Annotated in this window: 13 protein-coding genes; 10 read left to right on the top strand and 3 right to left on the bottom strand. The window is 66.5% G+C overall.

The annotated features are described in order from the left end of the window. Positions 1–8 precede the first annotated feature (8 nt). Positions 9–521 carry a 4-hydroxyphenylacetate 3-monooxygenase, reductase component gene (gene hpaC / locus ACQKQA_RS02660; protein ID WP_427553210.1) on the top strand — a complete coding sequence of 171 codons (513 nt, stop codon included), beginning with the start codon at positions 9–11 and terminating at the stop codon, positions 519–521. Positions 522–684: 163 nt separating this feature from the next. Here hpaC and ACQKQA_RS02655 read toward each other — a convergent pair whose 3' ends face one another. Then, positions 685–1,647 (bottom strand): helix-turn-helix domain-containing protein, encoded by a 963-nt coding sequence (locus ACQKQA_RS02655; protein WP_427553208.1) that lies wholly within the window; start codon positions 1,645–1,647, stop codon positions 685–687. A gap of 288 nt (positions 1,648–1,935) precedes the next feature. Between ACQKQA_RS02655 and ACQKQA_RS02650 the strand changes: the two genes are divergently transcribed. The 6 genes from ACQKQA_RS02650 to ACQKQA_RS02625 all read left to right on the top strand — a co-directional run bounded on the left by ACQKQA_RS02650 (position 1,936) and on the right by ACQKQA_RS02625 (position 9,114). Next, positions 1,936–2,469, top strand: coding sequence for a 2,4'-dihydroxyacetophenone dioxygenase family protein (locus tag ACQKQA_RS02650; protein ID WP_427553205.1), 534 nt, complete (start codon positions 1,936–1,938; stop codon positions 2,467–2,469). 39 nt (positions 2,470–2,508) lie between these two features. Then, positions 2,509–3,774, top strand: a complete 1,266-nt coding sequence (locus ACQKQA_RS02645) for an MFS transporter (protein ID WP_427553203.1) — start codon at positions 2,509–2,511, stop codon at positions 3,772–3,774. Then, complete coding sequence (locus ACQKQA_RS02640) at positions 3,771–4,835, top strand: 2,3-butanediol dehydrogenase (RefSeq protein ID WP_427553201.1); 1,065 nt, start codon at positions 3,771–3,773, stop codon at positions 4,833–4,835. The genes ACQKQA_RS02645 and ACQKQA_RS02640 overlap by 4 nt, the downstream gene beginning before the upstream one ends. A 78-nt stretch (positions 4,836–4,913) precedes the next feature. Next, entirely contained in the window at positions 4,914–6,215 is a 1,302-nt protein-coding gene (locus ACQKQA_RS02635; RefSeq protein ID WP_427553199.1) for a carbohydrate porin, read from the top strand. 32 nt (positions 6,216–6,247) lie between these two features. Continuing rightward, on the top strand, positions 6,248–7,927 hold the full coding sequence (locus tag ACQKQA_RS02630; RefSeq protein WP_427553197.1) for a GMC family oxidoreductase: 1,680 nt from the start codon (positions 6,248–6,250) through the stop codon (positions 7,925–7,927). 209 nt (positions 7,928–8,136) lie between these two features. After that, positions 8,137–9,114, top strand: coding sequence for a bifunctional helix-turn-helix transcriptional regulator/GNAT family N-acetyltransferase (locus tag ACQKQA_RS02625; RefSeq protein WP_427553195.1), 978 nt, complete (start codon positions 8,137–8,139; stop codon positions 9,112–9,114). 8 nt (positions 9,115–9,122) lie between these two features. Here the strand turns inward: ACQKQA_RS02625 and ACQKQA_RS02620 are convergent, their stop codons facing one another. Together ACQKQA_RS02620 and hpaA are read right to left on the bottom strand one after the other, a co-directional pair. Continuing rightward, on the bottom strand, positions 9,123–10,217 hold the full coding sequence (locus tag ACQKQA_RS02620; RefSeq protein ID WP_427553193.1) for a DUF1176 domain-containing protein: 1,095 nt from the start codon (positions 10,215–10,217) through the stop codon (positions 9,123–9,125). Between the two features lie 71 nt (positions 10,218–10,288). Then, positions 10,289–11,200 carry a 4-hydroxyphenylacetate catabolism regulatory protein HpaA gene (hpaA, locus tag ACQKQA_RS02615; RefSeq protein ID WP_427553191.1) on the bottom strand — a complete coding sequence of 304 codons (912 nt, stop codon included), beginning with the start codon at positions 11,198–11,200 and terminating at the stop codon, positions 10,289–10,291. 241 nt (positions 11,201–11,441) lie between these two features. On the opposite strand from hpaA, the gene ACQKQA_RS02610 reads away from it, so the two are divergent. The 3 genes from ACQKQA_RS02610 to ACQKQA_RS02600 all read left to right on the top strand — a co-directional run. Beyond that, a complete protein-coding gene (locus ACQKQA_RS02610; RefSeq protein ID WP_427553189.1) occupies positions 11,442–12,101 on the top strand; it encodes a fumarylacetoacetate hydrolase family protein in 660 nt (219 codons plus the stop codon). Between the two features lie 10 nt (positions 12,102–12,111). Continuing rightward, the gene (locus tag ACQKQA_RS02605) at positions 12,112–12,912 is read left to right on the top strand and encodes a fumarylacetoacetate hydrolase family protein (protein ID WP_427553187.1); all 801 of its coding nucleotides are present in this window, start codon (positions 12,112–12,114) and stop codon (positions 12,910–12,912) included. Then, a partial coding sequence (locus tag ACQKQA_RS02600) for an aldehyde dehydrogenase family protein (protein WP_427553185.1) occupies positions 12,913–13,927 on the top strand: 1,015 nt, incomplete at its 3' end. It lies immediately after the preceding gene.

The following is a 13,927-nucleotide window of genomic DNA, read 5'->3' as shown; positions in this document are numbered from 1 at the left end:
AATTTGTCATGACTCAGCTCGATCCCAAGCAACAAGCCTTCCGCGATGCCATGGCGCACATGACCGCGGCGGTCAACGTCATCACCAGCAACGGCCCGGCCGGGCGTTGCGGCATCACCGCCACCGCGGTCTGCTCGGTCACCGACAGCCCGCCCAGCCTGATGGTCTGCGTCAACCGCAACAGCGCCCTGAACCCGGTGTTCAAGCGCAACGGCCAGCTCTGCGTCAACGTGCTCTGCGGCGAACACGAAGAGGTCGCCCGGCACTTCGCCGGCATGACCGGGGTGGACATGGAGCAACGCTTCAGCCTGCACCCCTGGCGCCACGGCCAGGGCGCCCTGCCGGTGCTCGACGGCGCCCTGGCCAGCCTGCAGGGGCGCATCACCGAGGTGCAGGAAGTCGGCACCCACTCGGTGATGCTGGTGGAGCTGGATGAAATCTGCGTGCGCGAACACGGCGATTCGCTGGTGTATTTCAGCCGTGGTTTCCATCGCCTGCAACGGGCCATACAGGCAGCCTGATCTGCTGTTCTTCTGCTTTTCTGTAGGAGCAGCCGGTCGACGCTCGATTGCCCGGGATGGATTTACAACGATAACGCGCAGTGGCAGGTACATCGCCGCTGCGCGGCTATCGCGAGCAAGCTTCGCTCCTACAGGAGTACTGCTGCCAAGCCCGCGGCAGCGGCTACACAATCCTGCGCACTTCGCTGGGCGTCCGGCCGTAATGCGCCTTGAACGCCCGGGCGAAGTGGGCCTGGCTGGTGAAGCCGTGGCGGTAGGCGATTTCGCCGATATCCAGGCCCAATCCCCGTGGGCTGCTCAGCAGGTCGTGGGCCTGCTGCAGGCGTTTTTCCAGGATGAAACGGCTGGGCTGGGTGCCTTCCAGGGCAAACAGGCGGGTCAGGTGCCGGGGTGAAATACCGGTTTGCGCCGCCACCCGCTCGCAGCTCAGGCCCGGGTCGGCCAACTGCTCGCCGATGCACTGCTTGGCCGCCAGCAGGTAAGACGCGCTCAGGGCATTGATCCGCCGCTCCCCCGTCTGCCCGGCGATCAGGCTGCCCAGCAGTTCCAGGGCCTGGTTCTGATAATCGTCGGCATCCTGGCTCAGCGGCTGCTGGAAGAAACCGCGGGTGCGCTCGCCCAGGGTACGCAACAGCAGGCGCTGCACGCCGCTGTGGGCGCCAACCTTCAACGGGCGGTCGAAACGCTTGAGGCAGCGCTCGGCGAACAGCGCCTGGGGCATGTCGAAAATGAACTGGCGCATCGGCCCGGAGAACCCGAACAGGTAGGGTTTGTCGGTGCGGTAGACGATCAGCTCGCCCGGCTCGAGCAACTGGCAGGCGCCATCCTGGTAGAAGAACGAACCGCTGCCGGTGACGAAGGACACGAACACCGACTCCTTGGGCACCGTACGAATCATCGAGCTGTCGCGCTCGACCACATGCTCGTTGCCCTCGATCTGCGCCAGGCGCATGCCCTGCAGCTGCAGGTTGTCCTGGCGGGCGGCGAACCCGCTTTCGCAGAAAGAACTGCATTTTAGGCCCACCAGGGTGGAGGCGTTGTAGTCCTCCCAGAAAGCCAGTCGCAGGTCCTGGGCCACATCCTGGGTGCAGGCATGCCGGGTTTCGAGCAAGGCGCATGGAGACATTTTTATTCTTCTCATGGCTAGGGAGCGTTGCCGGTCGGCAAGGCCGCGACCGGATAGCGTGAAGCCACGGAACACAAGGGCCGCGGCCATTCATTAACATATGAACCTTAGAAGCTGTCAACGTGAAACGCTGTGGGCACAAGACGATTGGCGGGGTAAATATCGTCCCTGAGTCCTGTAGGAAAGGTCCTGTCCGCTCCAGTCAACAATCCCGTCCGATTCGATAAAACCTCGCCCGCGCCGCACGCCTACAGTCGCCTCGACTCCCCCAACGAAGAGAGGCCGACCATGCCCGAAGCCGCCCACCGTGAATTCTGGAAAGACCTGCAACCGATCGCCAACTGCTTCCAGCCGGACGCCAAGCCGGAGGTCTACCTGCCCGATGCCGCCAGCGACGACCTGAAGCTCTACGTGCCCTTCACCGAAACCGTGTCCTCGCGGCCGCTGTGGATCTCCCCCTGCGAAAACCGCTGGTGCGACATCCTGATGGCCAGCAGCGCCGGGCTGGTGAACCGGCATTACCACCCCCACGAAGTGTTCGCCTACACCCTGTCCGGCAAGTGGGGCTACCTGGAGCACGACTGGACCGCCACCGCCGGCGACTTCGTCTACGAGACCCCGGGCGAAGGCCACACCCTGGTGGCCTACGAACACGAGCAACCGATGCGCGCGTTCTTCATCGTCAAGGGCCCGCTGATCTGGCTCGACGAACAGGGCGAGCCGGACGGCTATTTCGACGTGCACTCCTACATCGCGATGTGCCGCGCCCACTACGCAAAGATCGGCCTCGGCGCGGCCTATATCGACACGCTGTTTCGCTGAGCGCCCGACTTTCACCTGCCCCTCCCGCGGAGAACCCCCATGGCTTACAACAACAATAAAGCCGCTTACGAGAACATCCTGCTGGGCGTGCTGTTCCTGACGTTCGGCTTCGTCTTCTTCGATCGCCTGGCCCTGTCCTTCCTGTTCCCGTTCATGGCCGACGAGCTGCAACTGAGCAACAGCCACCTGGGCATGCTGTCGTCGGTCCTGGCCCTGGCCTGGGCGGTGTCCGGCGCGCTGGTCGGGGCCTGGTCGGACCGCCACGGCAAACGCAAGCCGCTGCTGATCGTCGCGGTGATCCTGTTCTCCCTGTGCTCGGCGCTCTCGGGGCTGGTCAGCGGTTTTCTCAGCCTGCTGCTGTTCCGCGGCATCATGGGCCTGGCCGAGGGGCCGATCCTGCCGCTCTCGCAATCGCTGATGGTGGAGGCCTCCTCGCCCCATCGCCGGGGCCTGAACATGGGCCTGTTGCAAGGCTCGGCGGCCGGGCTGCTGGGCGCGGTGGTCGGCCCGCCGGTGCTGATCGCCCTGGCCGAAGCCTACGGCTGGCGCCATGCCTTTATCGTGTCGCTGCTCCCCGGGCTGCTGATCGCCCTGCTGATCTGGCGCTACGTGCGTCGCGATGCGCCGCCGCTGCCGGCCAGCCACGACAGCGCCAAGGCCCCGGTCCGGCGCCTGGCCCTGCTGAAAAGCCGCAACATCGTGCTCTGCACCCTGATCAGTTGCGTGTTCCTCACCTGGTTCGTGATCCTGATCTCCTTCACCCCGACCTTCCTGGTCAAGGTCCGTGGCTACAGCCCGGCGAGCATGGGCACGGTGATGAGTTGCCTGGGGGGCGCCTGGGTGCTGTGGGGCTTCGGCGTGGCAGCGATCTCCGACCGGTTCGGCCGCCGCCCGACCCTGGTGCTGTTCTCGTTGATCGCCGCCTGCTGCCCACTGGCCCTGCTCTACGCCGACAGCCCGCTGCTGATGGGGGCGCTGATGCTGCTGACCTACACCGGCCTGGGCTGCTTCACCCTGTTCATGGCGACCATCCCGGCGGAGACCGTGCCCCGGGAAGTCATGGCCACGGCCCTGGGCCTGATCATGGGCATCGGCGAACTGGTGGGCGGCTTCGTCTCGCCGACCATCGCCGGGTTCGCCGCCGACCGCTTCGGCCTGTCGATCGTCATGTGGATCTCCTGCGGCGGCGCCCTGCTGGCCGCGTTGCTGGCCCTGTTCCTCAAGGAAACCGCACCGGCGGTGCTTGCTCGCGGGCGCCGCGTCGAACCCTCCCCGTCCTCTGCCCTGCAAGGAAACCAGCCATGAAAGCATTGCGTTGGCATGCCGCCCGAGACCTGCGCCTGAGCGAACTGCAACAGCCCGAGCCCGGACCCGGCGAGGTGCTGGTCCAGGTGGCCTACTGCGGTATCTGCGGCAGCGACCTGCACGAATACGCCGACGGCCCGCACTCGATCCCGCACCATGAGCCCCACCCGCTGTCCGGGTGCCGCGCGCCCCTGACCCTCGGCCACGAGTTCTGCGGCCAGGTGCTGGCCGTGGGTGCGGGGGTCGAGGGGGTCCGGGTCGGCAGCCGGGTCGCGGTGGAGCCCGAATACCGCTGCGGCGATTGCCAGTATTGCCACGCCGGCCAGTACAACCTCTGCCAGTCCATGGGCTTCATCGGCCTGATGGGCGACGGCGGTTTCGCCGAACAGGTGCGGGTCCCGGCCTATATGCTGCACCCGCTGCCGGACGCGGTGAGCTTCAAGCAGGCCGCGGTGCTGGAACCGGCGGCGGTGGCGTTCCACGCGCTGAACCAGAGCAGCCTGACGGCCGGCGACTGCTGCGTGGTGTTCGGCCTCGGTCCCATCGGTCTGCTGCTGATCCTGCTGGCGCGCCTGCGCGGGGTGGAACGGATTCTGGCCGTGGACATCTGCCCCGAACGCCGGCAACTGGCCCGCGACTGCGGCGCCCTGGAGGTGCTCGACGGCCGTGCCGAGGATCTGCTGCAACGCTTGCAGGCGCTGAGCGGCGGCGGAGTCGACACTGCCTTCGAGGCCGCCGGCAGCCAGCAGACCCTGGACCTCGCCCTGCACGCCCTGCGCAAGGGGGGCGAGGCGGTGCTGGTGGGCTTGATGGGCGACGCGCGGTTCGATGCCTTCCACCTGGTCAACCACGAACTGCGCCTGCTGGGCAGCGTCGGCTACCGCAACGCCTACCCGCCGCTGATCGAACTGCTGGCCAGCGGCCGCCTGGACCTGACCCGCCTGGTCACCCGCTGCGTGACCCTGGAACAGGCCGTGGAACATGGCTTCGAGGCGCTGTTGCGGGACAAGCGCCAGATCAAGGTGCTGGTCAACCCCACCCCGTCGCTGGCCAAGGCGTAAACCTGTAGCCGCCTACGGCAACGGCTACAGCAACACCCGAACGCTCACCACAAGAACAACAAGAAACGAGTATCGACCATGAAAAGCATTTCCCTGCTGTGCCCGCTGCTGGCCGCGACCCTGTGCGCCCCGCTGTGCCAGGCCGACACCCCGACAAGCCATCGCGAAGGCCCGCTGGCCGGGCTCGGCGAGCAACTGGCCGGCTACGGCATCCAGCCCCATGTGCAGTTCTGGAGCCTGTCGATGAAGAACCTCGACACCGGGCCCCGCGAACACAGCTTCGGCAACAGCGGCGACCTGTTCGTCGGCGCCGATATCGACCTCAAGACCCTCGCCGGCCTCGAAGGCGCGGCCTTCCACTTCGAAGAAACCCTGTTCATCCTCGACAACGGCACCGGCCAACCGACCTCCCGTGCCTGGCAAGGCGCCGCCGGCAGCTACTTCGCCGGCGCGCCGATCCACAACGACATCACCAGCAACCAGCTGAGCCTGCTGACCTACCAGCAGACCTGGCTCGACGGCCGGCTGGACATGAGCCTGGGGCGCACCAACGCCCGGCGCTACTTCTATATCTACAACTGCGAAACCGTGGTCACCTGCAACGACCCGATCGTCGACAGGTCCACCGGCGTCCTGCCACCGCCCTACGGCAGCTGGGGCGGCTACCTGAAGTACCAGCCGACGCCCGGCTTCTACCTGCATGGCGGCGCGTTCGAATCGAATCCGGTGGACTACCTGAAAAAACGCAAGGGCCTGGACTTCAGCACCGACGACGCCAGCGGCACCAGCCTGCTGCTGGGCATCGGCAGCCAGGACGACGGCGCCTACCGTTCCCACTACGAACTCAACGGCTACTACAACACCTCCAACCAGTACGACCCGCTGACCGGCGCCAGCGAGCACGGCACCGGCGGCGCCTTCTTCAAGTTCCAGCAAGGCTTCTGGCGCGCCGACGGCGGCCGGGGCACCGCGCCCCAGGCGCTGCTGGCGTTCGGCTCGCTGTCGGTGGCGGCCGATGATAAGCAGCCCTTCAGCCATTTCGCCGAGGCTGGCCTGACCTACCTTGCTCCCTTCGACCGGCCCCGGGACAAGCTCAACCTCAAGGCCAGCTACCTGCGCCTGAACGACCACCAACTACGCTTCCAGCAACAGGCACGGATCGCCAACGGCGGCGACGCCCGCCTCGGCGAGCGCAACGTCTACGCCATCGAGGCCAACGGCCACTTCGCCCTGGGCCGCCATCTGGCGCTCGAACCCAGCATCCAGTACCTGATCAACCCGGACAACTTCTACAACCCCGAGGCCCGCGAGCTGAGCGGCAACGGCTTCGTCGTCGGCCTGCAAGTCATGTACGACGTCGGCGCGGCACTCGGGCTGTGAACCTGCTTTCAACTGCCAACGAGGTATCTCCCATGACTGAATCCACCCCGCGCTCGTTCGACTACATAGTGGTCGGGGCCGGCTCGGCCGGTTGCGTGCTAGCCAATCGTCTGTCCGCCGATCCGGCGCTCAGCGTCTGCCTGATCGAGGCCGGCCCCAGCGACCAGCGCCTGTTCCCCGGCGCCTATGTACGCACCCCGGCGGGCATCATTCGCCTGATCGCCAACCCGAAATGGAACTGGATGCATAGTTTCAGCGCCCAGGCCGCCAGCGGCGACCATCCGATCCCCTGCCCCCGGGGCCGGGTCTGGGGCGGCTCCAGCGCGATCAACGGGATGATCTATATCCGTGGCCACCGCAGCGATTACGACCGCTGGGCCGCGGCCGGCAACCGGGGCTGGAGCTACGCCGAGCTGCTGCCGTACTTCCAGCGTTCCGAGCATTTCGAGCCCGGCGCCTCGCCCTGGCATGGCCAGGGCGGCGAGCTCAACGTCGCCGAGCAGCGCAGCCCGAGCCCGGTCAATGAGGTGTTCTACCAGGCCGCCCAGGAGCTGGGCTGGCGTTACAACCCGGACTTCAACGGCGAGGAACAGGAAGGCTATGGCCCCTTCCATGTCACCCAGGTCAACGGCGAACGCTGCAGCGCCGCGCGGGCCTTCCTGTACCCGGCGCTGACGCGCCCCAACCTCTGCGTCCTGAGTTCGACCCTGACCCACCGCGTGCTACTGGAGGGCGACCGCGCCTGCGGCGTCGAGGTCAGCCAGGACGGTCAGGTGTTCCGGCTCCAGGCCCGGCGCGAAGTGATACTCAGCGCCGGGGCCATCAACTCGCCGCAACTGTTGCTACTGTCCGGCATCGGCCCGGCCGCGGAACTGCAGCGCCACGGCATCGCCCAGCGCCACGAACTGCCGGGGGTCGGCCACAACCTGCAGGACCACCAGGACGTGGTGCTGATGTACCGCAGCGACAGCCAGCTGACCTACGGGATTTCCCCCAAGGGCCTGCTGCCCCTGGCCCGCTCGCCCTGGCAGTACCTGACCCGGCGCAGCGGCCCGCTGACCTCCAACACCGTGGAGTCCGGCGCCTTCCTGCGCCTGCAGCCCGAGGACGCGGCGCCGGAACTGGGCCTGATCGTCGCGCCCGCCTTGAAGAACCAGCCCCAGCGCCTGGTGCCGCTGGGCCATGGCGTCAGCCTGCATATCGCCGTGATGCACCCGCAAAGCCGTGGTCAGGTGCGGCTCAATTCCGCCGCCCCCCATGACAAGCCGATCATCGACAGCCACTTCCTCAGCCACCCGGAGGACCTGCGCAAGCTGGTGGAAGGCGTGCGCCTGGTGCGCCGGCTGGCGGCGAGCCCGGCCTTCGCCCGGCGCCTCGAGGGCGAGTTGGTACCCGGCGCCCACGTCGAGAGCCAGGCGCAGATCGAACAGTGGATTCGCGACAGCCTCGGCACCGTGTTCCACCCGGTCGGCACCTGCAAGATGGGCCATGACGATCAGGCGGTGGTCGACGACCAGTTGCGGGTCCATGGCGTGCAGGGGCTGCGGGTGGCCGACGCGTCGATCATGCCGACCCTGACCACGGGCAACACCAATGCCGCGGCGATCATGATCGGCGAGAAAGCCGCGGACCTGCTGCTGGGTAAACCGGCGCCGACGCTGCACGCCCCTGCCCGTCTGGAGGAACAGGCACCCACCCTGGCCATCGGCTGAAGAATGTCCCTTGTAGGAGCGAAGCTTGCTCGCGATGGTCGTTAACGATGGCGCGTACTACCTGGATAAACGCGGCGCTCTCAAGTCCATCGCGAGCAAGCTTCGCTCCTACCCATTGATCGGCGTTGGTCCATGGGCCGGGCGACAATCTGGATTTTGGCATTGTCTGGGCATATAGTTGCACCATACAACTATATGCGAGGCTCGCCATGTCTTCCGAACACGCGCTGGTGAATCAGATCCGCAACGAATCGCGCAAACTGGTGCGCGAACTGGGCTTCATGGGCAACACCCTCGCCGGCTCCGACCTGCCGCCCTCGGCGGTGCATGCGCTGATCGAACTCGATCTGCACGCCCCGCTCACCGCCGCCCAGCTGGGCAAGACCCTGAATCTGGAAAAATCCTCGGTAAGCCGCCTGCTGGGCAAGCTCGTCGAACGCGGCGACATCCAGGAAAGCCCCAGCCCCACGGATGCCCGGGAAAAACACCTGGGCCTGACCGACAGCGGACGCAAACAGGTCGCCGCCATACATGCCTTCGGCACTGCCCAGGTGGAACAGGCCCTGCGCCTGCTCGCGCCGCGCCAGCAAAGCCTGGTGGTCGATGGCCTGCGCAGCTATGGCCAGGCCCTGGAGGCCTGCCGCCTGGGGCAGCCGCAGATCGCGACCGCGGCACCCACCGTGCATCGGGGCTATCGGCCGGGCATGATCGGGCGCATCACCGAGCTGCATGCGCACTACTACGCGCGTCTTGTCGGCTTCGGGCAGTTCTTCGAAAAACAGGTGGCCACCGGCCTCGCGGAGTTCAGCGAGCGCCTGGATCACCCCGACAACGGCATCTGGCTGGCCATGCTGGACGAACAGATCGTCGGTTCGATCGCCATCGACCTGGGCGCGCCCGCGGCCCACGCCTCCGGCGCGGACAAGGTTGCCCACCTGCGCTGGTTCATCCTCGACGACTCGGCCCGCGGCAGCGGCACCGGACGCCGGCTGCTAGAAACGGCGCTGGAGCATTGCGACCGGGTGGGCGCGACGTCCTGCTACCTGTGGACCTTCAGCGGCCTGGACGCCGCCCGGCATCTGTACGAAGCGTTCGGCTTCCGCCTGGTGCAAGAACAACCCGCGGCGCAATGGGGCAAGACCGTGCTGGAGCAACGCTTCGAGCGCCGCCATCCGGACCTGGGCTGACTGGCGCCTCAGTGGGTGGCCGGCGGGGCGATATTCCACAGCCGCGGCCAGTCTTCGGAAGACAGGCCGTTGCAGGTCGGCATCTGGCGGTAATCGCTGAGCTGGAAGGCTTCGCCGTCAAACAGCCAGCGTCCGGTTTCGCCACAGTCGCCAATGCCCCGCGCCAGATAGAAAGTCGTCAGCACCCCGGTCCGTGGATCGTAGTGGGCGCCACCCGAGCCGTCCGCGTTGTCCATGGGCAAGGCTTGCCGGTGCAATTCCTCCCGCTGCGGCGGATCGCTGCGCGACCAGCTGTTGATCAGGTAGTCGCAGTTGTAGGCTGCGCAATCGCTGAGTACCACGGTCAGCGCCCGTTGCGCGGTCAGCGGATAGACCTCGACCTGGGGCTCGGGCACATAGTCCTCGTCGTCATTGGGCGTCCCCGGTACGGCGAACTTCTGGGCGGCCGCCGCGATACGGCTGCGCTCGGCCTCCGTCAGCTCGGGCGCCCCCGGATAAGCCCGCAACTGCCCGGGCAATGGCCGCGCCGGCACTGCGCTGGCCGGAAGCGGGCCAGGACGCCACAGCGCGGTCACGCCGCCGACCCGGCCCTGGACCGAGTCCATCAGCAACAGCGCGGCGGATAACCCGCGCAGCGATACCCGGGCCTCGTCGTGCCCCGCCAGTTTCAGTTCGTCGGCATTGCGCAGGCGTTCCAGCCACTGCCGGGCCCGGGTCGGGTCGGCGATTTCATAACGGGTCACCTCCTTCTGCGCGCCCTTCTTCTCCGGCAACAGCACCAGGGCCTCCAGCAGCGCAGGCTCCAGCGCTTGGCCGTCGAGCCGCAGCGCCGACAGCTCGGCGGGGTCGCCGCGCTGGTCCAGGCGAATGTCCAGGGGGCCATCGGGGCCGGCGCGCCGCTGGATATGCAGGGTCAGGTCGCTGTACTCCACCCCGTGCTGGCCACTGGGCGCGCTCAGGGTGTGGCAGCTGCGCAGGTTGTCGCAACCGGTGATCCAGTCCTGGGTCTGGCGCTGCAAGGGCACCTTTTCCGCGGCGTTCTGGGCCAGCGCCTGGCCGGCGCTGAGCGCCAGCAAAAGAGCGATCAGGGAGCGCTGCAACATGGGACTTTCCTTGTCGGGCAAAAGCACCGATTGTCCCACGCCCCGCGCCTGCCCTCACGGCCTTTTTGCCATCAGCCCGGGCGATTTGCCGCGCCCTGGCGCGCCCGGTACTCCCCCGGCGTCATCTTCGCGTAGCGCTGGAAGAAGCGGCTGAAATACGCCGGGTCCTTGAACCCCAGCTGGTAGCAGATTTCGTTCACTGAGCTGGCGGTAAACAGCAGCAGACGCTTGGACTCCTGCATCAGGCGCTCATACACCAGGCGCTTCGACGGCAGGTCGGCGATACGCCGGCAGACGTCATTCAGGCGCGCCTCGGTGACGCCGATCTGGCTGGCATACCGCACCAGCGGCCAATGCTCCAGGTACTGGGCTTCGATCAGCTCGTTGAAGCGCTGGAAGATCTGCAGGTCCTCATGACGCGCCGGGTGGGCCTCGAGGGAGTTGGCCGAGAGTCTGAGCAGGCTGATCAGGATCAGCCGGGTCAGGGCTTCCAGCGCCGGCTCGTGCCCGGCGCCCTGCCCCTCGACCTCCTGCTGCAACTCATCGAACAGCAGCTCCAGGCGCCGTGCCTCGGCGGCGAACCCGGGCTCCAGGCGCGCCAGCGCCACGCAGGCCGGGGCGATCTGCGGGCCGCTGGCGAGGCGGCTGTCGGCTTCGAGCAGTTCCCAGACCAGTTGCTGACGCACCGTGAGCACATGGCCTTCGCTGTCGGCCTCGGTGACGAAGGCATGGGCGATGGTCGGCGGCGTGAGGAAAAACATCGGCCCCGATTCCAGGTATTGCCGGTCGTCGAGGTAGACCCGCACCGCGCCGCTCTTGACGTAGTGCACCTGAAAAAACCGGTCGTGACGATGGGCCGGCATGTTACGGCCGAAGAACCCGGCGAGGTTGCTCAGCTTGTCGTAATGCACCTGGGAGTCGGCGTAACGCTGGTCGTAGACCTGACCGATGTTGATGTTGGGAATCGGCTGGCGATCGCTCATGGTGGCCTGTCTCTTCTTATTGTCGCGCGCGGCGCTTTCTGGCTTCGCCCGTGGCGCCTTTTGTTTTTGCCTGCGGCAAACGCCCACATCCTGCGGGATTCGCAACCTGTCCACCACCCGGGGAACGACAGGCCGCGGCCGACTCGCGAACGGCGCTTGACGATCGTTAACATATTAAATATAACGTTAACACATTAACGAATTCACCTCGTCTTCCGCGATGCTCAGGAGAACAACCACAATGAGCCGTGCACTGCATGAAGTCGCCACCGGCACCCTGTTCGGCGTCGCGCTGAACTATCAGGGCCTGTTGCGCAGCCACCTGGAATCCTTCGTCCAACCGCCGTACCAGCAGCCGCCGGTCAAGCCGGTGCTGTTCATCAAGACCCCCAATACCCGCAACGTCCACGGCGGCGCCGTGGTCTATCCGCAAGGCGTCTCGCGCCTGCAGCCGGGCCCGGCGCTGGGCGTGGTGATCGGCAAGAACGCCAGCCGCGTCAGCGCGGAAAACGCCCTGCAGCACGTCGCCGGCTACACCATCGTCAACGAATTCAGCCTGCCCGAAGACAGCTACTACCGCCCCGCGGTCAAGGCCAAGTGCCGCGACGGCTTCTGCGCCCTCGGCCCGGAACTGGTGCCGGCGGCCCAGGTTGCCGACCCCCATGGGCTGGAACTCAAGCTGTGGGTCAACGGCGAATTGCGGCAGCACAACAGCACCGCCAACTTCGTGCGCGGCATCCCGCAACTGATCGCCGAACTCAGCGAGTTCATGACCCTGCACGCCGGCGATGTGCTGATCACCGGTACCCCCGAAGGCCGGGTCGACGTCCGGCCGGGCGACCTCGTCGAAGTGGAAATCAGCGGCCTGGGCCGTCTCGTCAACCAGGTTGTCGCCGAATAAGGAGCCGCCAATGAAACACGCCCGCATCCGTTATCAAGGCCAGGTCCACGAAGTCGTAGTCAACGCGCCCAACAGCGTGCAACTGGCCGATGGCCGTGTGCTCGCCGAGGATCAAGTCGAGTGGCTGCCCCCGGCCACCGGCAGCATGTTCGCCCTGGGCCTGAACTACGCCGACCACGCCGCCGAACTGGCCTTCAAGCCGCCGACCGAGCCGTTGGTCTTCATCAAGTCCCCCGGTGCCTATACCGGCCACCGGCAGATCACCTGGCGCCCGGACAACGTCGCCTACATGCACTACGAGTGCGAACTGGTGGCGGTGATCGGCAAGACCGCGCGCAACGTCAAGCGCGCGGACGCCCTGGACTACCTGGCCGGCTACACCCTGTGCAACGACTACGCGATCCGCGACTACCTGGAAAACTACTACCGCCCCAACCTGCGGGTGAAAAACCGCGATGCGACCACTCCCATTGGCCCGTGGATAGTCGATGCCGCCGACGTGCCCGAGCCGAACAAACTCAAGCTGCGCACCTGGGTCAACGGCGAGCTGCGCCAGGAAGGCAGCACCGCGGACATGATCTTCGACATCCCCTACCTGATCGAATACCTCTCCAGCTTCATGACCCTGCAACCCGGCGACATGATCGCCACCGGCACCCCGGAAGGCCTGTCCGACGTGGTCCCTGGCGATGAAGTGGTGGTGGAAGTCGAAGGCGTCGGCCGGCTGGTCAACCGCATCGTCAGCGAGGCGGAGTTCTTCAGGATCAAGGCGCAACACGACACGCAACGAGCGGCCAAGGAGCACGCATAAATGATCAAACACTGGATCGATGGCCGCGAGGTCGAAAGCCAAGACGTCTTCACCAACTACAACCCGGCCACCGGCGATGCCATCGGTGAAGTGGCCAGCGGCGGCGCCAGGGAAATCGCCCAGGCCGTGGCGGCGGCCAAGGAAGCCTTTCCGAAATGGGCCAACACCCCAGCCAAGGAGCGGGCGCGGCTGATGCGCAAGCTGGGCGAACTGATCGACCAGAACGTGCCGCAACTGGCGGAACTGGAAACCCTCGACACCGGCCTGCCGATCCACCAGACCCGGAACGTGCTGATCCCCCGCGCCTCGCACAATTTCGACTTCTTCGCCGAGGTCTGCACCCGCATGGATGGCCACAGCTATCCGGTGGACGACCAGATGCTCAACTACACCCTGTACCAGCCGGTGGGCGTGTGCGCCCTGGTGTCGCCGTGGAACGTGCCGTTCATGACCGCCACCTGGAAGACCGCGCCCTGCCTGGCCCTGGGCAACACCGCGGTGCTGAAGATGAGCGAGCTGTCGCCGCTGACTGCCAACGAACTGGGGCGCCTGGCCCTCGAGGCGGGCATCCCGGCCGGCGTGCTGAACATCGTCCAGGGCTACGGCGCCACCGCCGGCGATGCCCTGGTGCGCCACCCGGACGTGCGGGCCATTTCCTTCACCGGCGGCACCGCCACCGGCAAGAAGATCATGCAGACCGCGGGGCTGAAAAAGTACTCCATGGAACTGGGCGGCAAGTCGCCGGTACTGATCTTCGAGGACGCAGACCTGGAGCGTGCCCTGGACGCCGCGCTGTTCACCATCTTCTCGCTGAACGGCGAACGCTGCACCGCCGGCAGCCGGATCTTCATCCAGGAAAGCGTCTACCCGCAGTTCGTCGCCGAATTCGCCGCCCGGGCCAAACGACTGATCGTCGGTGATCCAACCGATCCGAAGACCGACACCCGCCAGGCGCACATAAGGCGCGGCCAGTTGCACCCGCGAACCGGCCGCGGCGCCATCGCTCAACGCCAAG

The organism is Pseudomonas sp. NPDC089530 (genome assembly GCF_050280705.1).
Taxonomy (GTDB): domain Bacteria; phylum Pseudomonadota; class Gammaproteobacteria; order Pseudomonadales; family Pseudomonadaceae; genus Aquipseudomonas.
This window is presented reverse-complemented; position numbering and strand designations above follow the sequence as displayed.

Coding starts and splice junctions, on each gene's coding strand:
- hpaC (WP_427553210.1), top strand. CDS start 9: ATGACTCAGCTCGATCCCAAGCAACAAGCCTTCCGCGATGCCATGGCG.
- ACQKQA_RS02655 (WP_427553208.1), bottom strand. CDS start 1,647: ATGTCTCCATGCGCCTTGCTCGAAACCCGGCATGCCTGCACCCAGGAT.
- ACQKQA_RS02650 (WP_427553205.1), top strand. CDS start 1,936: ATGCCCGAAGCCGCCCACCGTGAATTCTGGAAAGACCTGCAACCGATC.
- ACQKQA_RS02645 (WP_427553203.1), top strand. CDS start 2,509: ATGGCTTACAACAACAATAAAGCCGCTTACGAGAACATCCTGCTGGGC.
- ACQKQA_RS02640 (WP_427553201.1), top strand. CDS start 3,771: ATGAAAGCATTGCGTTGGCATGCCGCCCGAGACCTGCGCCTGAGCGAA.
- ACQKQA_RS02635 (WP_427553199.1), top strand. CDS start 4,914: ATGAAAAGCATTTCCCTGCTGTGCCCGCTGCTGGCCGCGACCCTGTGC.
- ACQKQA_RS02630 (WP_427553197.1), top strand. CDS start 6,248: ATGACTGAATCCACCCCGCGCTCGTTCGACTACATAGTGGTCGGGGCC.
- ACQKQA_RS02625 (WP_427553195.1), top strand. CDS start 8,137: ATGTCTTCCGAACACGCGCTGGTGAATCAGATCCGCAACGAATCGCGC.
- ACQKQA_RS02620 (WP_427553193.1), bottom strand. CDS start 10,217: ATGTTGCAGCGCTCCCTGATCGCTCTTTTGCTGGCGCTCAGCGCCGGC.
- hpaA (WP_427553191.1), bottom strand. CDS start 11,200: ATGAGCGATCGCCAGCCGATTCCCAACATCAACATCGGTCAGGTCTAC.
- ACQKQA_RS02610 (WP_427553189.1), top strand. CDS start 11,442: ATGAGCCGTGCACTGCATGAAGTCGCCACCGGCACCCTGTTCGGCGTC.
- ACQKQA_RS02605 (WP_427553187.1), top strand. CDS start 12,112: ATGAAACACGCCCGCATCCGTTATCAAGGCCAGGTCCACGAAGTCGTA.